Below are 23,320 nucleotides of genomic sequence, written 5' to 3' on the forward strand. Positions count from 1 at the left end.
AATAGAGACCTGCTCCCATGTAACGCAATAGTGTTAACGGTGGCAGGTCTTTTCCTTATTTTTGTTGGACTACATCTATAGCCGACTTCACCGTTTGAGCAAGTGTTTCGGGGTCACCTTTACCTTGGAAATGGAGATAAAGGACCATTGGTTTCTCAAACCAATGATTATGCAATGCTGAAATTTGTATATCCCCTTTTCGAAGTGCATCAATAACAGGATTTACTTCTTGAGGAAGCAATGCAAACTCCCCTAGGACGATTGTTGTATTTTGAGTACTTTCAAAATCAGCATTAAGTGAAAGCCCCGCCAGTTCCGGAGAAACTTTTTCTCCCTCTATCGAGACGTTCAGGTTTTTACGACCAACCTCCACTTTACAAATTTTCCCCGTCTGCTTTACGTGATCTGCAAACAGATTCTCAAACAAACGACATTCAGAGTCTCCTGCTCCATAAGTTGTATCAACTGGATACCATAAGGACAAGCACAGAACGAGAATTGGAATTATTGTTTTCAAAATCAAACCTCCTATTTTTTTCTTTATTATGTGCTTAACCTGACAATCCATAGCTCTTTTTTTAAAGATTTTTCTTCTTTTTGGTGTTATTAATGATTGAGCAGTCAATCTACAAGAGTAAAACAGAACCTACCCCCTATACAATTTCAGGGGCAGGCTCCTTCATTTGATTCATTCTATTCAGTTATTAAACCATAAGCAGAAATTTTCTTTATTCTTCGAGACACAAGCATTGAGACCAAGTAGGCTAAAATAAGGATTCCCACACACAGCATGAGAATAGTTGGCAAATGAACGATAAAATCCAAACGTTTAACCCCCGCACTAGATAACAATAACGAAAGCATAGGATTCGTAAAAAAGTACCCAAGTACACCACCGATTGCAACACCCGTAATGATCACCGGGAGAAAGCTAATCGATATTTGATTCATTAGTTGTATCGTGGTATAACCTATTGCTTTCATGACACCGAACTCTTTCTTTCTCTTAATAATCATCGTTTTGATAACCAGGTACAAAATCATCACAACAACTAGAACGGTAATTGCCAAAACCATTACCATAACAGCAAACACTGCAGCCGTATACATACCTGTTTGTGTCTCTATATTTTCATCGATATCTAACGTATCTGCTATATTGTCCCCATACTGTCCCTCGACCCTTTTGATAAAGTCTTTATTCGAGATTCCATCTAGATAGGCATAAAGGGTCGTACCTTGATAATCAGTTTGTAATTGCTGCATTCCTTCCATTGTTAATGCAGCTACCTGTCCTAAATTACCAATTGATTGACTTAGACCCGTTACTAAATATTTTTTTGTTTCAGCTCCGTACTCTACCTCAACTGTATCACCAATTCCTTTATTAATTTGATTGGATACAACCCAGGAAATAGATATTTCATTTTCATATTTTGGTTGACGCCCTTCATAGACGATATTATTCTCTAACCGGTCATAACGATCCGTAATATTTGTATATACGGTTTGACCATCTATTTTTGTTGTCATTAAATCGAATATGTTTACTTTCCTTACATGGTTCATTTGTTCAATATCTCTCAACAATTCACTTGTATCTATATCTGGCTTAACTGCAATCAATACATTCGCAGGTTCTGAGCCAAACAAGTTAACAAATGCAGTCTTATCTGAAGCGATGTTGTAATAAAGGACCATGGAAAAGAGAGAAGCAAACGTTAATGCAATAATAATGACAAGAATCATCATATTTTGTTTCGCATTTGCTAACATCGATTTAATGGCAAGTAAAACGTGCAGACCACCCTTTGCTTTATCCAAAGGGAAGTGATTTTTTCTAAAACTGTGAGTTTGAATCCCCCCACGAAGTGCCGCAACAGGTGAAATTTTTCGAACACGGAAGGCGGATAGTATTGTAACAACTACACTTAACATAACAAGGAAAATACTGATTAAATTCATGATGCCATCAAAGCTTTGAACCCACACCAAACCAGATAACGACGAAAGAATTCCTCCAATAAAAGGCATTAGTCCATATGACAAGGCAACCCCTACTATACTTGCAATAAGAGCAATTAAGCTAAACTGGAGTATAATAGACGAAAGAATTTGTCCACTTGTATAGCCGATTGCTTTCAGGGTTCCGATATTTGTCATCCCATCTTCAATACTATTCGAAATACGGAAGCGGATGACAATTAACGATACAAGTACGATAATTGCAGCAAAAATAACTAATATGGTCGCTATGATGTTAATCGTCAATGTACTTACGTTTTTTACTAATTCGATATCTAATCCCCATATATAGGAAGTAGATTCTCCTACAATCGATTGCGGGAATTCGTTTGAGAAGTCACTTAGTACCTTCGACGATTGAGTTTTATCCTTCATTAGCGCGGATATAATCATCCCTTTTGCTTGGTCGTCTAGATTGTCTGTTAATGTATGATAGGATGCCTCTGGTAGCATAAACTTCATGATCCCGATGTTGGTTGTACCCATGATCGTGGTTTCTAAAAATCCAGCAATTCGATAATCGTAGTCCTTATTTTGATAGGTAATGGTAAAGATATCACCTAATTCATATCCCCCGTTTGTTTTAAAACTAAAAGGTAGATAAATATCATTTTCACTTGATGTATTTAGCTTTTCAATTAGCTTGAGCGGTCCAATAGTGCGATTGTTCTCAGCATTAAAAATAGCGACAGTACTCGTTAATTCACTGTTACCAAAATGAAAGGTAGCAATGTTCATCATGACGATTTCTTCTGTCTCAGTCTCAGTTACTCCAGAATAGTCCGCTAAAAATTCTTCATAAGTCGGATTAAAACCAGCTTCATTCATTATAATCGTTACATGAGGATCATTTAATTGTTCAACTTTATGATCAAAAAACGGATTGATTTGAGTGATAACCATAAGACCAATATTAAGTAGTAACGCAGCAACCAAAATAAAAATAAATAAAGAGATATGGGCAGATTTGCTTTTTCTAATATTCGCCAAAGCTAGATTCATAATGTTCACCTTACCACCCCATTTCAGCAAGGAAGGTCTTCAGCTTTTCATGGCGCTCTACATTCTCATTTTCACGATATGCGCCTAGCTGCAGGTCACCGCAAATCACGCCATCTCGTAAATATAGAATTCGATTTCCACGTAATGCCGTTTTCAAATCATGAGTTACCAAGACAATACTTTGACCACTCCGATTCACATCTGTAAATACATCTAATACACGATCGCTAGATGCCGAATTTAATGCACCAGTTGGTTCATCTGCAAATAATATTTTCGGGCTATTAATGATTGCTCTCACAATCCCTACTCGTTGAGCCTCACCGCCAGAAAGCTGACTCGGAAATTTAGACCAAGAATTTTCAGTGATTCCTACTTGTATTAATCGTTCTTTCGCTCTTTTTACAAGTTCACGCTTATTCTTATTTACTAAAAATCCACTTGCTAGTACATTATCAAGTACACTCATATTGTCGAGTAAATAAATTTGTTGGAATACAAAACCACAATTATTTCTTCTAAACACCGCTAGTTGGTCATTATTCAATGTAGCTAAATTTTTTCCAGCAAAATTAATTTCACCTAATGTCGGCTTATCCATACCACTAATCGCATAAAGTAGGGTAGACTTTCCCGATCCAGAACTGCCCATTATAATCGTGAAATCCCCTTCTCCTAAACTGATATCTAAATTCTTTAAAACATGCTGCTGAATACCACCGCTCGAAAAGGTTTTACACAGCTTCTCCGTTCGAATAATTGTTTTTGTCATGATTGATTGGCATCTCCCTTTATATCATTCATTTTTTTCAACCAAAAAAAAAGACCGCAATAAAGATTACAGTCTTATCATACAAAATGAATTCTTATTAAATCTTTGTGCAATTCTTAACTAATTCTTAAATCTACGCAAGTTTGATTTTCAAGACGACTGTAAACCCATCTTTTCGGTTGTAACAGCTAATATGACCATCCATATTTTCCATGAAGTATTTTGAAATATACAGACCCAGTCCTGAACCATTTTTGCCTTCGATATTTTCACCTCTAAAATATTTATTAAAAAGTAAACGTACTTCATCCTCGCTAATTCCCGGTCCGAAATCCTGAATATCTAGTTCGAGATAACCTTGATTAATGTGTGATTTAATCATGACTTTTGTTCCCGCATATTTATAAGAATTACTGATAATATTGTCTATTACTTGCTGCATACGCAAGCGATCCATTAAAAGAATACATGGTGGTATTGGATCATAGACAATTTGCTGATCATAATTGACATTTTCAATCATATCAACCAGTACCTTACTCGACTCTTCGGTTACTGTTAATTTTAATTGTTGCAGTTCTTCTAAAGTGGCATGAAACATATCTGTAATAAGGAAATTAATTTGCTCTGCTTTTGAATAAATCGTATTCACTTGCTTAATTACCTTATCATCGGTTGCCCGTAAAAGCATTAACTCGCTTACCGCTTTAATTGAAGCGACTGGCGTCTTAATATCATGACTTAATGTAGCTACAAGCTCTTTCTTACTACGGTTGGATTCATATTCCCTTTGGCGTGCAGCCTCAAGTTCTTCACGTAGGATATCAAAACTTTCCGTGAACGCACCAAAATAATTGTTCTTCTCCATATTTAAAGGGATATCTAGATGACCTCTAGCCACATTCGCTGCGAATTGTTGAAGCTGCTGAAATGGTTTCAAGAACGTTCTGTAAATATAAAAGATATAAAAAATAAGCACGATCATTAATAGTCCGAATATCAAACTTAAAAGTGTGACTAGTTCACTTTTTTGTTGTTGTACCATTTCTTTTTCATTATTTTGAATAACTATTTTCCCAACAATCTCGTTATTTTGCTTCAAATCTATCAATATATCTCCATTTTTAATAGCATTGTATAAATCGACAAAATGACCTCCTTGTGTTTGATAAATCACACTTCCTGAGTCATCAATGATGGAAAATGGTTGTTTTAGATCGATATTATGAAAGGTATCTTTACTAATTTGCCCCCATTGTTTTTCAGTAGTTTTAACTACATCATTGATGGCCACGAGATCCACTTCTGAAATATTATTATTTTTAATCACTATAATGGAAAAGACAATGCCCACACTAAAAATAACTAAAATCGAGCCAATAAGTAATTTGATTCTCATTGATTAGTATCCTCTAGAACATATCCTGTTCCCCATACCGTTTTAATAAATTTCGGGTCCTTTGGATTCCTTTCAATTTTTTCACGTAAATGACGAATATGTACATTTAGGGTTCCATCCCCTACAAAAGAATCTCCCCATACGTTTTGAAACAATTCATCCTTCGTGATGATTCGATTTTTATTCTTTGCCATATAAGATAAAAGTTTATATTCCATCGTTTTTAGTTGAATCTCTATACCATTTACGCGGACTCGTTGCAGATTTGTATCAATTTGTATGTTTCCAAAATCAAAAACTTCTTGTTGATTACCAGAACCATTGCCATGTCTTTTGAGTACTGCTTTTACTTTTGCGAGCAAGATACTGAGTGTATATGGCTTCTGAATGTAATCGTCTCCACCTATGTTTAGCGCAATAAGTATATCATCATCGCTAGAACGGGCACTGATAAATAAAATCGGAATTTGTGTTGTTTTGCGTAATTTTTTGCATAAATCAAAGCCTGAAGAATCCCCAAGATTAATATCAAGAAGTATCAATGACGATTCATTCTCTTGCAAAAAACGCTCACACTCCTCCGCACTTGTCACAAATGCCGTTTTGACTTCAAACATATTAAAATATTCACTAGTTGTTTCGGCTAAAGCAATCTCATCATCAACGATCAAACAATCTACTTTCATCACAAATCTCCTAAAAAATTTTTTCCTCAAATTGTTAATGGATATTTACAGTATATAGTAGATTTTGTTAAGGAGGTGTAAATATTTGGTGGTTGCCTATTTACTAAGAGGATGTTCCTATACGTGGTGCTGACACTTTTGAGGTAACACATATGGGCAATTCAAAAAAAACAACCAGAGAAAACTTTACGTTTTCCACTGGCTGCTTTGCTATTTTGGATTAAACGTTATATAAAGCACCGTCGACAGTGAATGAAGATGAGCTTACATAAGAAGCTTCGTCTGAAAGAAGGAATGTAATGACGTTAGCTACTTCTTCAGGTTCACCATAGCGTTTCATTGGTACTGCATCATTATAAGCGGCTTGAGCTGCTTCTGCTGCACCTGGTGCCACATTTGCTTCGATTTTACGCATCATTTGTGTGTTAATAACACCTGGGTTTACGGTGTTTACACGAACATTAAATGGTGCTGCTTCTAAAGCTGCAACTTTATTAATACCCATTACAGCATGTTTAGATGAGTTATATAAAATCATGCTTGGTGAGCCAATTAAACCGGCAACTGATGACGTATTAACGATTGCACCAGACTTTTGTTCTTTCATGATTGGCAATACATATTTAAGACCAAAAAGTACACCTTTTACGTTAATTCCATATACGAAGTCAAAATCTTTTTCTGTCACTTCTTCAAGTGGCTTAGCTGGACCTTCAACCCCTGCATTATTTACGAAGCCATCAATGCGACCAAATTTTGAAACAGTTTGTTCTACATAATTTTTAACATTTTCTTCATTCGACACATCTGCTTTTACTACTAAGCTATTTTCTTCATTTAAACCAAGCTCAGCTTGTACAGCTTTGATTGCGTCTTCATTTAAATCAACTAACACGACATTCGCTTTTTCGTTTGCTAATTTACGTACTACCTCTTTACCAATACCGCCTGCTGCACCTGTTACGATAACTACTTTACCTTCAAAACTCATTTCTTAACCTCTCCTTATTTATTCGGATTAGTTGTAAAATAATCTCGAATTTATTTATCTTGATTTCAAGATATTAAATTTATTATATTCCTAAAATAAATCCAAATCAAGAAATTAGACTTCACGTTAAATTTTGTTGAATTCCCCCCTGGTTTTTATACAAAAAAACCATATGACATATCCAAAAAGGAATGTCATATGGTTTCTTCATCATTTTATTAGTCTAATTCATAATAACTGCAAACAACTTGTCCAACAGCTTTAGCCGCTACGAGAAGCGCATCCTCATCGATATCAAATTTTGGATGGTGATTAAAGTATGGATTTTCTACTCCTTTTGGTGTACAAGCAATGTAGAAGAAGCAAGCCGGGAATTTTTCAGCATAATAAGCAAAGTCCTCAGATGGAGACATTGCCGGAAATTCTTTTACTTCTTTTATGTCCTTATCGTCCATGCTTCGTAAGCTTTCCGCAACCTTTGCCGTTAGCTCAGGATTGTTGTATAAAGGCGGATAATCTGGAGTGTAAGTAAGTTCACAGGTTACGCCGAACTCTTCTTCTATTCCTCTTACAATCCGTTTCACTTCTTTTTCAATCGTTTCTTTTGTTTCTACTGTCATATAGCGAATATCACCTTCAAGCTCAACACTATCCTTGATAACATTGAAGGTGCCTTTACCATCAAAAGAGCCAATTGTGATTACACCGATGTCGAATGGGCTTAATCTCCGACTAACAATGGTTTGTGCAGCTGTAACAAAATGAGCAGCAGCCACGATCGCATCGTTGGCTAGATGTGGCGAGGAACCATGTCCACCTCTTCCTTGCACTTTCAACTTCATATAGGCACGTCCATTAAAAGAATATCCAGCATGATATCCGACTGTTCCTGCAGGTCCCATAGGTAATAAATGTATGCCATAGATCGCGTCTAAATCATCAATCAAACCAGATTCTACGATACTTTTCGCTCCACCTGGCGGAACCTCTTCAGCATGTTGATGAATGATTTTTATGGTTCCAGGAATGGAATCCTTTAATTGAATTAAACAGTCCGCTAAAACTAATAAGTAGGCAGTATGTCCATCATGACCACATGCATGCATAACGCCCTCATTCTTTGATTTAAAGGGTACATCCGTTTCTTCTGTAATTGGAAGAGCATCAAAATCTGCGCGGAGACCAATTGTTTTTCCAGGCTTTCCACCTTTAATCGTTACAATAATCCCATAACCATTTCCAACATTCGTTTGAACCTCAACGTCTTTTCCCTTGTAAAAATCCGCAATAAATTGTGCCGTTTTCTCCTCTTTAAATGAAACCTCAGGATTTTCATGTAAATAACGACGGATATTAATGATTTCCTCTTTACGTGATTCTAGCATGCTCATTAATTCACTTTTCATCATGTTCGTCTCCTTTTGGCGGTACAGAATGAAGGAGTTCTCCATTCTGTACCAAATTATTAAAATGAGCTGAATCCGACTTCTATTTATGCTGTTTTTTCTAATGACACGTCTGAAGTTTTACCAGCATTTTTTGGTACCATGAATGTAATTGATAGAATGGACAGGATACCAAAGATTACATTTACGATAATTCCTACAGAGGCTGCTAGCTCAACACTTCCAGCTGCTGCTACTGAACTATAAACCGTTGCGGAAATGGCTACACCAATCGCACTTCCTAGTGAACTTGCCATTTTGTAAACCCCTGCAGCTTCCCCCACTTTATCTGATGGAGCATTTGAAACAGATGTATCAGTAGATGGTGTTGCATATACTCCAAGTCCAAGACCGAATAAAACAAATCCAATAAATACAACAACTGTATATGCAAGATCAGGTAAGAAGGTTAGGCCCATCATCGCTACACCAACTGTTGTGATAATTGCGCCCCAGACCATTGGTGATTTCGCTCCTACTTTTTGCAGGATCTTTTCTCCAACACGAATCATTGCAAGAACAACAATTAAATAACCAATTGATAGCATACCTGATTGAAATGCAGTGAATCCACGACCCACTTGAACATACGTATTCGCAACAACAAGAGTCCCAGCAATTGCATTTAGTAAAAAGTTTGAATAAGTTGCACCTGCATATGGTTTATTCTTAAATAATGAGAAGTCAATAAGGGCGATTGCTTTTCCTTTTTCAACATTGAAGAAGACAATGGCTCCGACAATCGTTACGACAGCAAGAAGAATCGTGATAGGACTTGTCCAACCTAAATCTGCACCAAATGTAATAAATACGTTTAAGGCAATCATTGTAACAATAAAGATTGCTAAACCACTATAATCAAATTTAAAAGTACCATTTCCTTTTACCTTGCTTTCAGGTGTATCTTTAATTAGCCACATCGCTAGTAGGGCAAAAATAATGGAAAAGATGAAAATCCATCTCCATCCCATATACGTTGCGATGGCACCACCTGCGAATGAACAAACACCTGAACCGCCCCAAGATCCGATTGACCAGTAACTAAGAGCGCGCTGTCTATCTTTTCCATCAAAGTAAGCTTTCATTAATGCAATTGTTGCTGGCATAATACACGCTGCGGAAATACCTTGAATAATACGTCCGACAATTAATAAAACCGGACCCTGCGCTAATACAAGACATAAAGAACCAATAACACTTAAAATTAACCCAACATACGTAATTTTTTTTCGACCCATTTTATCTGCGAGACCACCAGCTGCTACGATAAACATTCCTGAGAATAAAGCTGTTAAACTGATGGCAATATTAAGCGTTCCATATGAAACCCCTAAATCCGATTGGACAGACGGAACGACATTGACCATTGCTTGTGCAAAAAGCCAAAACGTGATAACCCCGAATACAATCCCTGTAATTAACTTATCTGTACCTTTATATGCCGTCTCCATTGTATGACCCCCATATTTCACCTAGATTTTTGTTTCGTTTCTATACTATAAGTATAAAAATTTAGGCCTTTTTGAGAGAGTCAATAATTATGCAAATCACTATACAAATGAGTGAAAATATTAACCAATGATTTTATCGAGGAAATAATATGGGGTAAATTATTGACATTCACCTACTCAAAAAGGGACCTTAACACATAATCGTGCTGGTCCCATGATTGGATATGTGAACATTCGTTTTAGTACACTTTTCGAATTTCAAAAAAGTGAACGGCATTGCTTGTTAAAAAGGAATAAAATGACCAATGATCTTCAATTGACTCATCAAAAATTTCTAAGGATGGTCTACTAGAATTAATAATATAGTCAATGATTTCAGCATCCATGCCATATTTACTATTTAAACGCCACCACTTTGTGTACAGTGCTCCATGATTTCTATCAAACACAAGCTTACGTATTTGATAGTCTCCTCTCGGAATTCCAGAAATCATGACATGAATTTCTTTATTAAGTTTCTGCAGAAACGTCTCTTCAATCGAAAGATAAGGATTGATAATATTGCAGTTCATCAGGATCAACTGATATCCTCGGTCATTCTTTGTCATCACATAATCCTTATCCTGTGCAACAATTTCACCACGTAGACGTTTCAAAAACATTAATGCAAAATAGGCTGGACGTTTTCCCTTTAAATAATGAAATAACTCAACCGCATCCATTCGATAACGCAAATCTTTTCCCGCATCCTCATGTGCAATGGTGTTAATCCAGAGAGCAACTGATTGCACCTCATTGGAGATATCCAATACATTTTTCAATAGAAGTGCTCCGCGAAAAAACGTGCCATTTGTATACCGCGTATTGCCTGATAAGGTGTTCCATGAAACGAGATGAAGTGGTTTTTCTAGTTGGTGTTTCTTTAAATAGAGCTTAAGCTTATTTGTTTTTTCTTTGATGTAATCTTCTGCTAAGTCCATTTTCATACCCACCATATCTTTAAAATCAATGACCTCATTTTGATTCGCATTATACCCGATAAAATCAATAAACTCGCCATGCACTAGCTGCCATTCGTGTTGAACTCCCGTTTTTTCTTTCCGGAAAGAAAAGGGCATATATACGCCGACCTGAATCGAAGGGAGTAACGCTTTTAACACCTTATGTAATTTCAAATAAACTCTTTGTAATTCACTTGCTTGCACACCTGTATAATATGGCTCGTGAAAGATCACATGCCAGTGCTTAACAAATGATTCACCATAAAGCTGCAAACAATGTCTGGTGAATTGAACGAGTTTTGTAAAATATCGTTCTTCATTTCTTGAAATATCTAGATAATCTGAACGAATAAATAAAGATAAATCATGCTTCTTCATAAATTCCAGCGCACTATCAATATTAAAGTAAGGGGATGTCGTCGGAATCTCTTCATCAGTCTCTACCTCAGGTGGAATAACTGTATTACTCATGAGATGATTCACTCCGATATACGTTAATTGCAAATCCTTTTTGACTTCTACTATTTGAGAGCGAACATCTTCTTTTAACAGCTCAAAAATTTCTCCAACAATTAATGTATGTTCAGGATGTTGCAAGTCCACTGGCTTAGCTTCATTCATCGTTATAGACAGCTTTTCATATCTTGTCTCTGTTTGGTTATAAGGTTTTTGATCATCTTCATTCATTCTGCTTAGTCTTGCAATAATCTCTGAAGATTGGATTAGATTTGAAGCATCTTCTTTCGAATAGCTATGAACCGAATCTTCTTTTTCGACAGAATGGCTCTCTCGATATGCATGGGGTGTCATTCCGTATTCTTCTTTAAAAAAGGTTGTGAACGATTTTGTGTTTGGAAAGCCATTATTCATGGCAATTTGTGAAATAGAGTCCGTGGTATAAAGTAAATCCTTCATACAATGCTTTAGCCTGATTCCCGTTAAATAACGACTAAATCCCATTCCCATTTTCTGTTTAAAATAGCGAGAAAGATAGCTTTTTGACAAAAAGTATTTCTGTGCAACTTCATCTAACGTGATCATTTGATCATAATTTCTTTCCATAAAGTCAATGATTTGCAAGAGGCGTTGATCATCCGTATCTATTTTCTGAATGACACTTCCTTCTTCCTTAAAACTTCGAATCAAGATCAGCAGCATTTGACAGATATAGCTTTTTACCTCTATTCGGTAGCATTCATCTTGTCTGTAATAACTAATCATCACATTAGCCAGCAGTTTGCGAATGGCATGAATCATCTCTTCTCTTCCAAGATCAATTTCTCTTGAATAACATTCAAACTGCTGATTCCGATAGTCCGCATAATGATGGTCCATGAAACCGTCAGAGATGGATAAGATCATGACCCGATTCCCATCATCTCCTTGAACCTGGTAAAGCTGATTTCGATTCATGACCAGTAAATCGTTTTCTTCCAAATGATAAAAGCGACTCGATGTCTCTATTTTTAATTTTCCACTCATGACCAGAATAAATTGAATCCCTTTATTTATTCGTGGAACGAGTGACTTAATATGTTGAAAGGATAGTTGAAAATCTGACAATGGATCGTTCAATCTACTCACCCCTAACTAGTGCGTTCAAATCATGTCCATTAACATTCCTAGTATGAATATATTTTCAAGAAATTAGGTATTGTTAACCAATCATGATGGTAATTACTCATTCTACCCTGTAATTCGAAAAAACACGCTGAAATTCCTCAGCGTGTTTCCTTTAATCATATAATCATACACCTTGATTATTAGGCTGTCATGTTTAGACAGCATTATTCGACCACTTTTTGTTCGAGTTGTACACTCTTTTGCAGAAGCATAACTTTTTTTCCGTGTACAAGGAAGTAGTAAATGATACAAATTAAAACAACAACAGCCATGCTCACATACATTCCTTTAAATCCTAATGATGGAAGGATAGATCCTAAAACGAACGGTCCTACTCCCATACCTAAATCAAAAGAAACGAAGAAGGTTGAATTCGCTAACCCAACACGGTGAGGTGGTGCTTTTTTAACCATAATCGTTTGAATACAAGACATCGTTGTTCCATATCCAATCCCAATCAAAGCACCTGCTAGTAAAAGAATGAAGCCATGTTGTGCTTGACTAAGAATATACAATCCGACTAAAAATAAAACCATACACGGATAAACTACTGAATTTTCACCTTTTAGATCAAATCTTCTTCCAGTTATCGGTCTAGATGCCAATAGGAACACCGCATATACGAGAAAGAAGAAACTTGCGGCTTCCGTTAAGTTCACTTCATTGGCATATGAAGAAATGAACGTCATCACACTTGAATAGGCAAAACCTAGTATGACCATTAATATAGCCATGGAAAGCCCACTAAACTCAAAGAAATCACTAAGTTTAAATCCTTTTAAGCTCTCTGCTTGCTCTTTTGAAATTTTTACATCTTCCACCTTCAAAGCTAAAGCAAGCACCATTCCAATGAATCCAAAAATAACACACATTAAAAAGGCCATATTGTAGCCAGCGTGCTGAACAATGAGCAAAGCAATAAATGGCCCAATCGCTGTCGCAATGGTTACACTCATTGAAAAATAACCAATTCCTTCTCCGCTTCGTTCACGAGGGATCGAACTTGTCATCACAGTCGCGATAACTGTAGCGGCAATACCTAAAGCTGCACCATGAATAAAACGATCAATTAAAAGCAGCGCTAAATTATTGATGACCAAGTAAAGAAAAGTCGTTACGATGAACACAATAATAGATGAGTATAATAATTTTTTTCTGCCGATGACATCAAGATATTTCCCAGCTAACGGGCGGGAACAGAGGGTTCCGAGAATAAAGATACTTGAGGCAAGTCCAGCCAGACTTTGAGGCGCATCAAACTTTTTTACGGCATATTCAGAAAAAATAACCATGAGTAAGAAAAAGTTCAAACTAAGAAATAAGTTTGTTATACAAACCATAATAAAGTCTTTTGTCCATAACTTCGGTCTAGTCAATTTACCAATCTCTCCTTTTATATTTTTCTCCATCGGATAGGGATGGTCTTAGGGCTTAGCTATTGATTTTGTAAGCTAAGCATAATGTATATGGTACAATACAAATATTGATAAATAAAATGAATGTTATTTATAAAGGAGATAAGTAGTTACTCATGCCAACGTTTACACAATTTGAAATCCTTGTTAAGGTTATTGATGAGGGAAGCTTTACAAAAGCTGCTCAAAAACTGCATATGTCGCAGCCTGCAGTCAGCCACGCAATCTCTACTTTAGAATCGGAGTTAGGTGTTACTTTATTAGTACGAGAGCGAGGAAAAAATTTAATTGTAACAGATATAGGGAAACGGGTTCTCTTCCAAATAAGAAATATTCTTAATGGCTTAGAAAAAATTGACCAAGAAGTCTCATTAGAAAAAGGATTAATCACTGGAACAATCCGTATTGGTACTTTTCCTAGTGTAACGGCTCACTTTTTACCAAAAATTATTCGAACGTTTCAACAAAAGCGACCGAATGTATCACTTACATTTAAAGAGGGAGCGCAAGAGGAAATCAAAGAATGGTTGGCCTCACGGGAAATTGATATCGGATTTGTCGTTCTTCCATGTCGTGAATTAGATACAATCCCGCTTGTAAAGGATCGATATCTTGTGATGCTCCCTAACGGTCATCTTTTGCTACAGAAGGAAAGGGTACGTCTAGAAGATTTGGAAAACGAGCCTTTCATTGTTTCTAATGGTGGATATGAAGCACCTATTATCGATCTCATGAGGAAACAAAAAATATCAATAGTAGAGAAATACAATACATCAAACCTAAATACATCTTTAGGGTTGATCAAAGAAGGGCTAGGAGTCCTTATTCTACCTGAGCTCTCATTGAAAAATCTTTCTTTTCCTAAAGCAAACATCCGACCATTAGAAACAAACAATCACAGACATATCGCCCTGGGCTTACCTTCAATCAATGGAGCATCCCCTGCCGTCAAATTATTTATTGATATAACAAAAGAACTGTTTGATTAGGTAGCTTGAAAACTGTCGGTAAAAATGGGTGCTTGCATAAAAGCAATTAGGACCTTTCTAAAAGGAAAGGTCCTTGTTCGTAAGTAATGTTGCTATGAAATTGAATAAACTCTCCTGCTTTACTTTTCATGTCCCGATATGCGATTCTTTTTTCCATAATGGACAAATCAAGGCTTAGGATTAATACCAACCCATGATAAGCCAATCATTAAAAATGTAAAAAGTAAAATAAACAAACTAATCCCAATTCCCCATGCTGCATATAGTCTTGATCTTTTAGATGTAATCAAACCCAACAACCCTAGGACAAGCCCAACAACGGGTAAGTTGATAAGAACCATTTGAGGAAAGTCATCAAAATCCATCAATAACGCAATATTAACCCCTGCTAATGCGATTAGCGCGACCAGAAAGGAAAGGAAACCCGAAATGGTGGGTAGCTTTCTATGTTTTCCTTTGTTCTTTTTGTTCATTTCTAGTTCCATAGCTTCACTTCCCCCACCTTCATGACACTAATTCGTTTATTTTCCTTTAGTTTTCTTAATTCGGGAGTTGGTCCAGTGACCACTGCTCCATAAACTTGGATCCCATTTTCTTCAATAAAAGGGATTCTTTCTTTTAAAACTAAAGATCGTGCCTGCGATATTCTTTCAGCTGTTTTTTCATCCTTGGCTAGGAAATATAAAATATCTAAAAATAGCTCTTCATTTGACGTTTGTCGACCATTAAATGGTGACCATGTGGTTGTGTCAACCTGTAGCGGATAGCCAATTGGCGCAACCGAGTATCCCGAATCATATAAACTCTTGTCTTCAATACCTGTATAAACGGCTACCCATCTTACTTCAACATTTTCCCCAAGCTGCTTTTCAATTTCCCTAGGCTTCATTAATTGGTTCAAAGAAAGATAAATCTCCCCCACTGTTCCATCTGGAAGGTGATCAAGAATATCCCAGTCTGAGCCAACTGTTTTGCCAAATGGTCCGCCCGGATGAAAAAGCTTGTTAGTCTCCATGTCTCCCCTAATTGGAAGAGGCCTCTCAAGCTTCATATCCCGCTCAGGAAAATTTGGCTTATCCAATGCAAAACTAACCGAATACTCGCCCGCTTTATAGTCCTCTTTCCCAATCCGCTTAAACACATCAAAATAAAGTTCCATTGTAAAGAATCCGATATTCTCTTCTACTTCCATTTCTTCTAAACTCATATTCGGTTCCGTAACATAAATCGTTTTTGTGGCGATATCAATTAGATGGTTCGCTTTTCCGCCAATCGCGTAATACAAATAACTGCTTAATGTAAGGATTGGCACAATTAATAATAAGACTGCCAGGCTAATCATTATATTTGTCTGTAATGCGTGATTTCTACCCGCTTTAAGCAGTCTTTTTTGTTTTGTTTCTGGTACCTTGTGGCTTTTTTCATAGTCTTGCATCGATTCATTTAAAAAAGATTGATAAAGTTCCTCATCATGATGATTTTGCTCTTTATCCATCGTACCTCTTCCTTTCCTTAACCCTTTCAACCACCTTTTTCCTTCCCCTTGATAAATGGCTCTTTAGCGTATTTATATTTAATTGAAGAATGTCAGCCGCTTCTTTTAAGCTTAACTGGTGCAAATCGCAAAGAACCAGTGCATGCATTTCCGTTTCCTTTAACGAATGAATATCGTTCATGAGAGCGGTAAAACCTTCTTTCTCTAAAAGATAACTTTCAGGTGTTTTGATACTGATTTGATTATGTACTTCATCGGTTATGACCACCCGACTGTGTTTTCTAGTAAAATCGATAAAAGCATGATAGGCCACTTTAAACAGCCATGGTTTAATAGTTTGGATGTCATCTTCCGACAGCTGTAAATACGCTCGGTAAAACGTCTCTTGAACCAAATCCTCCGCCGTATGGTGATTTTTTGAAAGGGAAAATAAGTATCGATATAGATCATTTACATATGCTTGAAACACTTCATCTAAATCCACCGCTTTCCCCCCTTCACCCTATCCACGAAACAGCTATAAAAAAAGTTGCAAAATCTGAAAAGTTATTTACGGTCTTTATAAAAAAATATCAAATCATAGTGTTGCCCCAAAAAACAAAACGAGGGCCTGCCCCCAGTACGGCAATATTTTCGCCGGGGAACAGACCCTTTCATTATAACCAAACGTTTACTGGCTCACATCTACATGTAATTTTATCTCTTTTATTTGTTCGATGTGTCGTTGTTCATGTAAATAGATTTGTTCAATCCATTGGTCAAGCGGTAATTCTCCCAGGGCAGGATGATTTGTTGATTTTAAAGCTAATATCGACTTATCCTCAATTGAACTAAGGAAAGTGAGCAGTTTTTTTCTCGAATCAGCCAACATGTCGATGATTGATTCAACTTCAAACGGTTCTACACCTGGTTCGACGATTTTGGGAGCTTTAATCTTTTTCGTTCGATCTAATATCAGATGTACGTTTTTACGTGTTTTTCGAGTATTGTCAACCTCTTTTAATCCCCACTCTATCGCCATTATTGTTGCCTGTTCCACTAATACTAAGTGATGACAAACTTGTGCTATACTCCATTGGTTAAGAATAGGTCTATCATTAAATTGCGTGAAATTTAATGAAGAGATCTCCTTTACTACATTATTTCTTGCTTCATACAGATTTTCATATACTGCGTTACTCATGGAAGTACCACCCTTCACGTGAAGATAAATACCTAGATTCCTATTTAAGGATATATTCTTCAAGATGAAAAGTATTCTAGAGGTCACGACTGGTATCCAAATTCTTAAACCCAGAGGTTCAATAATCCTTCATTGATTCCTAAATTATACATATAGTAGACACCAAAAACAGTACTGATTGCCCCCGTTATTAAACCGAATGTCCCACTTACAGTCCTACGTTTCTTGCTTAACACAAACGGAATGCCAATGATGGTGGTAAATAAAAGCATGCCAATGACCGTTCCTACACCAAAAATAAGGATAAAGATTGCTGCTTCATCAACATTTTTTACAGTACCCATCGTCAATAGAACCATGGCTCCGCTTCCTGCCAGTCCATGGACAAAGCCTACAAACATGGATCCCAAATACGAAGTGCTTTTATGCTTGTTATGATGCTCATGTTCCCTATTATTTGGGTGGTGATGGACATGTGTGTGTTTATGTATAAATGTATTTTTGAAAGAAAGAATTGTTTTCACACCAAGGTAAACTAACATGATTCCAACTAAAAATTCTAAAGACATGGCCCATTTTTCAGGTATTTCGTTTTTCATAAGGATAACGACAAGACCAACTAGAAAAAGTGTTACAGTATGTCCAACTCCCCAAAATACCCCCGCCAAAGACGCGTTCCACAACTTTTTACTTTGACTCGCGATTGTTGATACTGCAATAACGTGATCAGGCTCAATCGCATGCCTTATTCCTAAAATGAAACCCAAGGCTAAAACTGAAAAAAAAGTAACCTCCATCTGATCTCTCCTCCATTTTCTTTACTTGTTAATAACCCAGCAATTATACGAATTGCTGGGTTATCAACATTAATATTTTCTTAGCAAGCTAGGGGTTTTGTTAAACCACTCTTGGCTAATTATATGATGAAATTCAGAAAATATATTTTCAATCGTCTGTGTTTTATTTGCTAACACCCGTACCGTGAATCCTGGGATTGGTAAAGTTGACAGTCCCACTTTATATTCCTTTGTATTTGTATCGATAGCCTGATATAAACGGTCAAGGAGAGTATGATTGGCTTTTTCGTCAATCACAAGTAAAGACCCCAAATGTGAATAGCCTTCCATAAGGCCCATTTCCTCCATGTTCCGCATCGCAGGATTTAGTTTGATATGATCATATACCACCAATTCATTTTCCATATAAACTTCATTGATTAACTGAAGTATATCATAACTAAACTTTTCCCCGTCCGGAGACCATCCTGGGGTAATAATATCTGAGTAAAGAAGAGTGGTTCCTTTTTCCATACGGATTACATTTTTTTGTTTATATCGTGCATCCTGGTAACCTATGAGCGGATCGGGAATATACTCGAGGCAGCTTCCTTCTTTAAGGTTAATTTCTGTTTCTTGGTAAGCATGGGTCTTTGGTGTCTTGTAAATTTTTGTGGCTGACTGTGTGGTTAATGTTAGCTTTGCTTGTTTTTCTAACGAAATCTTGAGTTGATAGCGGTCCCCATCCAGATAGCCACCACCTGGATTTAAAATATAATAACAGACTTGTCCAGAATCATCATGATAGATGGGACGCATAACTTTATACGCCCCTTGAAAGTATACATTCTTTGCGACGGTCTTTCCATTCCGCTCTTCTGCATCTAAACGCAAAACTCCTGTCCAGTCCTGCATTTTTATGCCAACCCTTTTAATAGTGCATTCTTCTTGAGCCAATCTATAACCTGATCAAGACCTTCGTTGGTTTTTAAATTGGTGAAAATAAAGGGCTTGTCACCACGGAACACTTTTGTATCGGATGCCATAACATCCAGATTCGCCCCAACAAGTGGTGCCAAATCCGTTTTATTGATGATAAATAGGTCAGATTTAATCATCCCTTGTCCACCTTTACGCGGGATTTTTTCACCCTGAGCCACATCAATAATATAGATGGAAAAATCGACAAGTTCTGGGCTGAATGTAGCGGCCAAATTGTCCCCGCCACTTTCTACAAAAATGAGTTCAACATCGGGATGTCTCTTAATCAATTCTTCGATTGCTGCGGAATTCATGGAGGTATCCTCCCGTATGGCCGTATGCGGACATCCGCCTGTTTCTACACCAATAATTCGATCCTCCGGAAGCACGCCGTTATTCATCAGGAATTTCGCATCTTCTTTTGTATAGATGTCGTTTGTAATAGCGGCCATACTGATTTCACCTTGCAAATGACGAGTTAGCTTTTCAACCAACGCAGTTTTTCCTGCTCCTACTGGTCCCCCTACTCCAATTTTAATAGGTTCCATAATAACACTTCCTTTTATCTATTAATCAACATTTAAGATGCGAAGATTCGAACATTCACACGTTCATGCTGCATTTGCGATAGTTCCAGACCGGGAGAGACAATGCCAAAGTCGTCTTCATCTATTTCCTCAACCTTTGCAACGGCCGCTGTTAAAACATCTTGAAACTCTTGAATCGTTTTCTGACCTGCCGTTTGGCCCAAAGGTATAGCCCGAACTGCATTTTGCACAAGGCTTGAAACAGCCGAATATAAATAATACAAAATAGTAGTGAATGCGGGCATACCAAGATGGTGACCCACAATCGTAAATACAATCGCTGGATGACCGAAAGATTTGTTTTGTTTGATGCGCTCGCCATACTCAGACAGGACCGGAATGTCGTATAGGGATTTTACGAGTATGAGCATCCGGTCACCTACCCTTTGGGTACCCTCTCTCGTTTCCCGTGGCAAGTTTTGTGCGTTCAACATCCGGTCTACTTTCCAAACTTTTTGGAAGTCTCCCTTTTCTAATGCTTCGTATACAAGACGGCAGGCAAGACCATCTGAATAAATGAGCTGCTCATTAACATACACATGCAACCAACTATTGAATGTTTCTCGATTATGTACTTTGTCTGCTTGAATATAAGTCTCCAACCCATATGAATGACTAAACGCTCCTGTAGGGAAATTGGAATCACATAACTGAAATAAGGAAAGAGTATTTTTATCCATGGCTATGCCCGATATGGCGAAAGGCCTTTTTCACTTTCCGCTTTTCACATTGATAAGGAATCTGAAGCTCTTTCAGTAATTCTTCAACAAGGTAATCATACTGAACAAGCATCTCGTCCCCTTCAAATTGGGCGGGTAGATGACGATTCCCCAACTGATGGGCAATTGTCCCCATCTCCTTCATGCTTCGTGGTTTTATCACAATTAACTCATCTGAGAGGACATCTATGATGATTATGTTCTTCTCATCCATATAGAGAACATCACCAGCAACGAAGTCACGCGGTTCTTTTAATCGAATTCCAATTTCCTTGCCATGGTCGGTCGTCACCCTCTGAATCCGTTTCATTAAATGATCGCTTTCAAGGTACACCTTTTCAATATGGCGCTTTTCAATCTCTTCTTTTTCCATATCATCAATATTTGTTACAATTCTTTCTACTAACAAGATCTTCACCTCAAAATAGGAAATATCGTTGTCCCATCGGTACCTGGTCAACCGGCTCACACATAATTAATTCTCCATTTACTTTTACTTCATATGTTTGCGGATCGACCGTTATTTCAGGGGTTTCGGAATTCAACTTCATGTCTTTCTTCGTCAGTGTCCGAATACCGCGAACCGGAAGGATCATTTTTTGCAATCCAAGCTTTTCATGCACTTTCTCATCAAAAGCAGCTTGAGAAATGAACGTAATGGATGAGCTATATAACGCTTTGCCATATTGGGCATACATCGGACGATAAATAACCGGCTGTGGTGTCGGGATAGACGCGTTCGCATCGCCCATCAAGCCCTCGACAACAAATCCATTTTTCAGAATCATTTCTGGTTTTACCCCGAAGAAGGCAGGATTCCAAATCACAAGGTCAGCAATTTTCCCGACTTCGATGGATCCCACATACTCAGAAATTCCATGGGTGATCGCAGGGTTAATTGTATATTTAGCGACATAACGCTTTGCACGATTATTATCAGAAAGCTCAGTGTCGCCCTCCAAACTTCCCCTTTGCTTTTTCATTTTGTCAGCCACTTGCCATGTCCGCAAAATAACTTCGGCTATCCGCCCCATCGCCTGTGCATCCGAGCTAGTCATACTGAATACCCCCATATCTTGGAGAATATCCTCAGCAGCAATAGTTTCACGTCTAATACGGGAATCGGCGAATGCAAGATCCTCTGGAATGGAAGGATTTAAGTGGTGACAAACCATGAGCATGTCCATATGCTCATCCACTGTGTTTATTGTATAAGGAAGGGTCGGGTTTGTTGAAGATGGAAGAATGTTCATATAGCTTGCGGATTTGATAAGATCCGGTGCATGCCCGCCTCCTGCTCCTTCTGTGTGGTACATATGAAGGACACGGTCTTTAATCGCAGCCATCGTATTTTCCATAAATCCGCCTTCATTTAACGTATCGGCATGAAGAGCGACCTGCACATCATATTTGTCAGCAACCCTTAATGCATAGTCAATGGCAGAAGGAGTCGCTCCCCAGTCTTCATGAACTTTCAGACCTATAGCACCAGCACGCACTTGCTCTGCCAGTGGCTCTTCAGCAGTCGCTTGTCCTTTTGAAGTGAATCCAACGTTAATTGGCAATCCTTCAGCTGCTTGGAGCATTTTGTGCATATGCCATGCGCCAGGAGTAACCGTTGTAGCTTTTGAGCCGGCAGCTGGGCCAGTCCCGCCCCCAATCAATGTTGTAAGTCCTGAAGCTAAAGCTGTTCGAATCTGTGTTGGATTGATAAAATGAACATGGGTATCGATTCCACCTGCTGTTACAATCATTCCTTCACCAGCAATGATTTCTGTTCCTGCCCCAATCACTATATCCACATTGTCCATAATCAACGGGTTTCCAGCTTTTCCGATTCCGGCAATTTTCCCATCACGGATTCCAATATCCGCTTTGTAGATGCCGGTATAGTCTAAAATAACAGCGTTTGTAATGACCAAATCGGCAATTCCATCACCACGTGTTACTAGGGGGTGTTGCCCCATTCCATCACGAATGACCTTCCCTCCACCGAATACCACTTCTTCTCCATAGGTGGTATGATCCTTCTCAATTTGAATCAGTATATCAGTATCTGCTAAACGAATAGAATCACCTGTAGTCGGTCCATACATTTGGGCATAGTGCTTTCTAGACATTTTGAAACTCATTTGTTGTCCCTCTTTTCTAGTGAGCCGTCTACTTTATTTTGAAATCCAAAGACACGGCGCTCTCCGGCATAATCAATCAGCTCGATTTCCTTTTCATCCCCTGGTTCAAAACGTACAGCTGCTCCAGCTGGGATGTTTAGACGTTTTCCGTATGCTTGATCTTTATCAAATTGGAGTGCTTCATTGACTTCATAAAAATGATAATGGGACCCCACCTGAACAGGTCGGTCTCCTGTATTTGTCACAGTCAATTTGGAAGCTTCCCTCCCGGCATTGCAAATAATGTCTTCTTCTTTTAAAAATAATTGGCCTGGCTGCATGTAAATAGCCTCCTGTCACTTTTTATTTAATCGGACTATGTACGGTCACAAGCTTTGTTCCATCTGGAAACGTAGCTTCTACCTGGATATCATCAAGCATCTCTGGGATGCCTTCCATCACATCATCACTTGTCAAAATCGTGGCTCCATATTCCATCAATTCTGCAACTGTTTTTCCATCACGTGCACCCTCTAACACTTCATGGGTGAGCAGTGCAACCGCTTCCGGATAATTTAATTTCAAACCTCTTTCTCTCCGGCGCCTAGCTAAGTCTGCCGCAACAACGATCATGAGCTTGTCTATCTCACGCGGTGATAATTGCATCGT

The 23,320-nt window shown here is 37.9% G+C and carries 23 protein-coding genes; 1 reads left to right on the top strand and 22 read right to left on the bottom strand.

The features are described from left to right. Window positions 1–55: 55 nt before the first annotated feature. From RGU12_RS09615 to RGU12_RS09660, 10 genes are all read right to left on the bottom strand, one after another. The gene (locus RGU12_RS09615) at window positions 56–517 is read right to left on the bottom strand and encodes a DUF1259 domain-containing protein (RefSeq protein ID WP_309535877.1); all 462 of its coding nucleotides are present in this window, start codon (window positions 515–517) and stop codon (window positions 56–58) included. Window positions 518–693: 176 nt separating this feature from the next. After that, window positions 694–3,027, bottom strand: a complete 2,334-nt coding sequence (locus RGU12_RS09620; protein WP_309536296.1) for an ABC transporter permease — start codon at window positions 3,025–3,027, stop codon at window positions 694–696. Window positions 3,028–3,037: 10 nt separating this feature from the next. Beyond that, window positions 3,038–3,799, bottom strand: a complete 762-nt coding sequence (locus RGU12_RS09625) for an ABC transporter ATP-binding protein (protein ID WP_309535878.1) — start codon at window positions 3,797–3,799, stop codon at window positions 3,038–3,040. A 133-nt stretch (window positions 3,800–3,932) separates the two neighbouring features. Beyond that, window positions 3,933–5,198: a HAMP domain-containing sensor histidine kinase gene (locus RGU12_RS09630; protein WP_309535879.1), complete on the bottom strand. Its 1,266-nt coding sequence runs from the start codon at window positions 5,196–5,198 to the stop codon at window positions 3,933–3,935. Then, window positions 5,195–5,884, bottom strand: coding sequence for a response regulator transcription factor (locus tag RGU12_RS09635; protein ID WP_309535880.1), 690 nt, complete (start codon window positions 5,882–5,884; stop codon window positions 5,195–5,197). The genes RGU12_RS09630 and RGU12_RS09635 overlap by 4 nt, the downstream gene beginning before the upstream one ends. 220 nt (window positions 5,885–6,104) lie before the next feature. After that, the gene (locus tag RGU12_RS09640) at window positions 6,105–6,875 is read right to left on the bottom strand and encodes an SDR family NAD(P)-dependent oxidoreductase (RefSeq protein ID WP_309535881.1); all 771 of its coding nucleotides are present in this window, start codon (window positions 6,873–6,875) and stop codon (window positions 6,105–6,107) included. Between the two features lie 218 nt (window positions 6,876–7,093). Next, the gene (locus tag RGU12_RS09645) at window positions 7,094–8,281 is read right to left on the bottom strand and encodes an amidohydrolase (RefSeq protein ID WP_309535882.1); all 1,188 of its coding nucleotides are present in this window, start codon (window positions 8,279–8,281) and stop codon (window positions 7,094–7,096) included. An 86-nt stretch (window positions 8,282–8,367) separates the two neighbouring features. Next, window positions 8,368–9,771 (bottom strand): MFS transporter, encoded by a 1,404-nt coding sequence (locus RGU12_RS09650; RefSeq protein ID WP_309535883.1) that lies wholly within the window; start codon window positions 9,769–9,771, stop codon window positions 8,368–8,370. 239 nt (window positions 9,772–10,010) lie between these two features. After that, window positions 10,011–12,347, bottom strand: a complete 2,337-nt coding sequence (locus RGU12_RS09655) for a helix-turn-helix domain-containing protein (RefSeq protein WP_309535884.1) — start codon at window positions 12,345–12,347, stop codon at window positions 10,011–10,013. Between the two features lie 212 nt (window positions 12,348–12,559). Then, complete coding sequence (locus RGU12_RS09660; protein ID WP_309535885.1) at window positions 12,560–13,771, bottom strand: MFS transporter; 1,212 nt, start codon at window positions 13,769–13,771, stop codon at window positions 12,560–12,562. Window positions 13,772–13,926: 155 nt separating this feature from the next. On the opposite strand from RGU12_RS09660, the gene RGU12_RS09665 reads away from it, so the two are divergent. Continuing rightward, a complete protein-coding gene (locus RGU12_RS09665; RefSeq protein WP_309535886.1) occupies window positions 13,927–14,799 on the top strand; it encodes a LysR family transcriptional regulator in 873 nt (290 codons plus the stop codon). Between the two features lie 167 nt (window positions 14,800–14,966). Here RGU12_RS09665 and RGU12_RS09670 read toward each other — a convergent pair whose 3' ends face one another. From RGU12_RS09670 to RGU12_RS09725, 12 genes are all read right to left on the bottom strand, one after another. Beyond that, a complete protein-coding gene (locus RGU12_RS09670; protein ID WP_309535887.1) occupies window positions 14,967–15,284 on the bottom strand; it encodes a hypothetical protein in 318 nt (105 codons plus the stop codon). Beyond that, window positions 15,275–16,294 (bottom strand): anti-sigma factor, encoded by a 1,020-nt coding sequence (locus RGU12_RS09675; protein ID WP_309535888.1) that lies wholly within the window; start codon window positions 16,292–16,294, stop codon window positions 15,275–15,277. Before RGU12_RS09675 ends, RGU12_RS09670 begins: the two co-directional genes overlap by 10 nt. After that, the gene (locus tag RGU12_RS09680) at window positions 16,287–16,778 is read right to left on the bottom strand and encodes a sigma-70 family RNA polymerase sigma factor (RefSeq protein ID WP_309535889.1); all 492 of its coding nucleotides are present in this window, start codon (window positions 16,776–16,778) and stop codon (window positions 16,287–16,289) included. Before RGU12_RS09680 ends, RGU12_RS09675 begins: the two co-directional genes overlap by 8 nt. 186 nt (window positions 16,779–16,964) lie before the next feature. Beyond that, window positions 16,965–17,477 carry a DinB family protein gene (locus tag RGU12_RS09685; protein WP_309535890.1) on the bottom strand — a complete coding sequence of 171 codons (513 nt, stop codon included), beginning with the start codon at window positions 17,475–17,477 and terminating at the stop codon, window positions 16,965–16,967. A 104-nt stretch (window positions 17,478–17,581) separates the two neighbouring features. Next, window positions 17,582–18,274, bottom strand: a complete 693-nt coding sequence (locus tag RGU12_RS09690; RefSeq protein ID WP_309535891.1) for a HoxN/HupN/NixA family nickel/cobalt transporter — start codon at window positions 18,272–18,274, stop codon at window positions 17,582–17,584. 69 nt (window positions 18,275–18,343) lie between these two features. Further along, window positions 18,344–19,168, bottom strand: a complete 825-nt coding sequence (locus tag RGU12_RS09695) for an urease accessory protein UreD (RefSeq protein ID WP_309535892.1) — start codon at window positions 19,166–19,168, stop codon at window positions 18,344–18,346. A 2-nt stretch (window positions 19,169–19,170) separates the two neighbouring features. Beyond that, entirely contained in the window at window positions 19,171–19,782 is a 612-nt protein-coding gene (ureG, locus tag RGU12_RS09700) for an urease accessory protein UreG (RefSeq protein WP_309535893.1), read from the bottom strand. Between the two features lie 32 nt (window positions 19,783–19,814). Continuing rightward, window positions 19,815–20,501: an urease accessory protein UreF gene (locus RGU12_RS09705; RefSeq protein ID WP_309535894.1), complete on the bottom strand. Its 687-nt coding sequence runs from the start codon at window positions 20,499–20,501 to the stop codon at window positions 19,815–19,817. After that, window positions 20,494–20,949 carry an urease accessory protein UreE gene (gene ureE, locus RGU12_RS09710; protein ID WP_309535895.1) on the bottom strand — a complete coding sequence of 152 codons (456 nt, stop codon included), beginning with the start codon at window positions 20,947–20,949 and terminating at the stop codon, window positions 20,494–20,496. The genes RGU12_RS09705 and ureE overlap by 8 nt, the downstream gene beginning before the upstream one ends. Before the next feature lie 10 nt (window positions 20,950–20,959). Next, complete coding sequence (gene ureC / locus RGU12_RS09715) at window positions 20,960–22,672, bottom strand: urease subunit alpha (RefSeq protein ID WP_309535896.1); 1,713 nt, start codon at window positions 22,670–22,672, stop codon at window positions 20,960–20,962. Further along, complete coding sequence (locus tag RGU12_RS09720) at window positions 22,669–22,992, bottom strand: urease subunit beta (protein WP_309535897.1); 324 nt, start codon at window positions 22,990–22,992, stop codon at window positions 22,669–22,671. The genes ureC and RGU12_RS09720 overlap by 4 nt, the downstream gene beginning before the upstream one ends. Before the next feature lie 22 nt (window positions 22,993–23,014). Next, window positions 23,015–23,317, bottom strand: coding sequence for an urease subunit gamma (locus tag RGU12_RS09725; RefSeq protein WP_010677712.1), 303 nt, complete (start codon window positions 23,315–23,317; stop codon window positions 23,015–23,017). Window positions 23,318–23,320 lie beyond the last annotated feature (3 nt).

Source organism: Ferdinandcohnia sp. QZ13, from assembly GCF_031324165.1.
Taxonomy (GTDB): Bacteria; Bacillota; Bacilli; order Bacillales; family Bacillaceae_L; genus Ferdinandcohnia.

Coding starts and splice junctions, on each gene's coding strand:
- RGU12_RS09685 (WP_309535890.1), bottom strand. CDS start 17,477: ATGAGTAACGCAGTATATGAAAATCTGTATGAAGCAAGAAATAATGTA.
- RGU12_RS09625 (WP_309535878.1), bottom strand. CDS start 3,799: ATGACAAAAACAATTATTCGAACGGAGAAGCTGTGTAAAACCTTTTCG.
- RGU12_RS09665 (WP_309535886.1), top strand. CDS start 13,927: ATGCCAACGTTTACACAATTTGAAATCCTTGTTAAGGTTATTGATGAG.
- ureG (WP_309535893.1), bottom strand. CDS start 19,782: ATGGAACCTATTAAAATTGGAGTAGGGGGACCAGTAGGAGCAGGAAAA.
- RGU12_RS09670 (WP_309535887.1), bottom strand. CDS start 15,284: ATGGAACTAGAAATGAACAAAAAGAACAAAGGAAAACATAGAAAGCTA.
- RGU12_RS09675 (WP_309535888.1), bottom strand. CDS start 16,294: ATGGATAAAGAGCAAAATCATCATGATGAGGAACTTTATCAATCTTTT.
- RGU12_RS09635 (WP_309535880.1), bottom strand. CDS start 5,884: ATGAAAGTAGATTGTTTGATCGTTGATGATGAGATTGCTTTAGCCGAA.
- RGU12_RS09650 (WP_309535883.1), bottom strand. CDS start 9,771: ATGGAGACGGCATATAAAGGTACAGATAAGTTAATTACAGGGATTGTA.
- RGU12_RS09720 (WP_309535897.1), bottom strand. CDS start 22,992: ATGCAGCCAGGCCAATTATTTTTAAAAGAAGAAGACATTATTTGCAAT.
- RGU12_RS09695 (WP_309535892.1), bottom strand. CDS start 19,168: ATGCAGGACTGGACAGGAGTTTTGCGTTTAGATGCAGAAGAGCGGAAT.
- RGU12_RS09645 (WP_309535882.1), bottom strand. CDS start 8,281: ATGAAAAGTGAATTAATGAGCATGCTAGAATCACGTAAAGAGGAAATC.
- RGU12_RS09640 (WP_309535881.1), bottom strand. CDS start 6,875: ATGAGTTTTGAAGGTAAAGTAGTTATCGTAACAGGTGCAGCAGGCGGT.
- RGU12_RS09705 (WP_309535894.1), bottom strand. CDS start 20,501: ATGGATAAAAATACTCTTTCCTTATTTCAGTTATGTGATTCCAATTTC.
- RGU12_RS09690 (WP_309535891.1), bottom strand. CDS start 18,274: ATGGAGGTTACTTTTTTTTCAGTTTTAGCCTTGGGTTTCATTTTAGGA.
- ureC (WP_309535896.1), bottom strand. CDS start 22,672: ATGAGTTTCAAAATGTCTAGAAAGCACTATGCCCAAATGTATGGACCG.
- RGU12_RS09725 (WP_010677712.1), bottom strand. CDS start 23,317: ATGCAATTATCACCGCGTGAGATAGACAAGCTCATGATCGTTGTTGCG.
- RGU12_RS09630 (WP_309535879.1), bottom strand. CDS start 5,198: ATGAGAATCAAATTACTTATTGGCTCGATTTTAGTTATTTTTAGTGTG.
- RGU12_RS09620 (WP_309536296.1), bottom strand. CDS start 3,027: ATGAATCTAGCTTTGGCGAATATTAGAAAAAGCAAATCTGCCCATATC.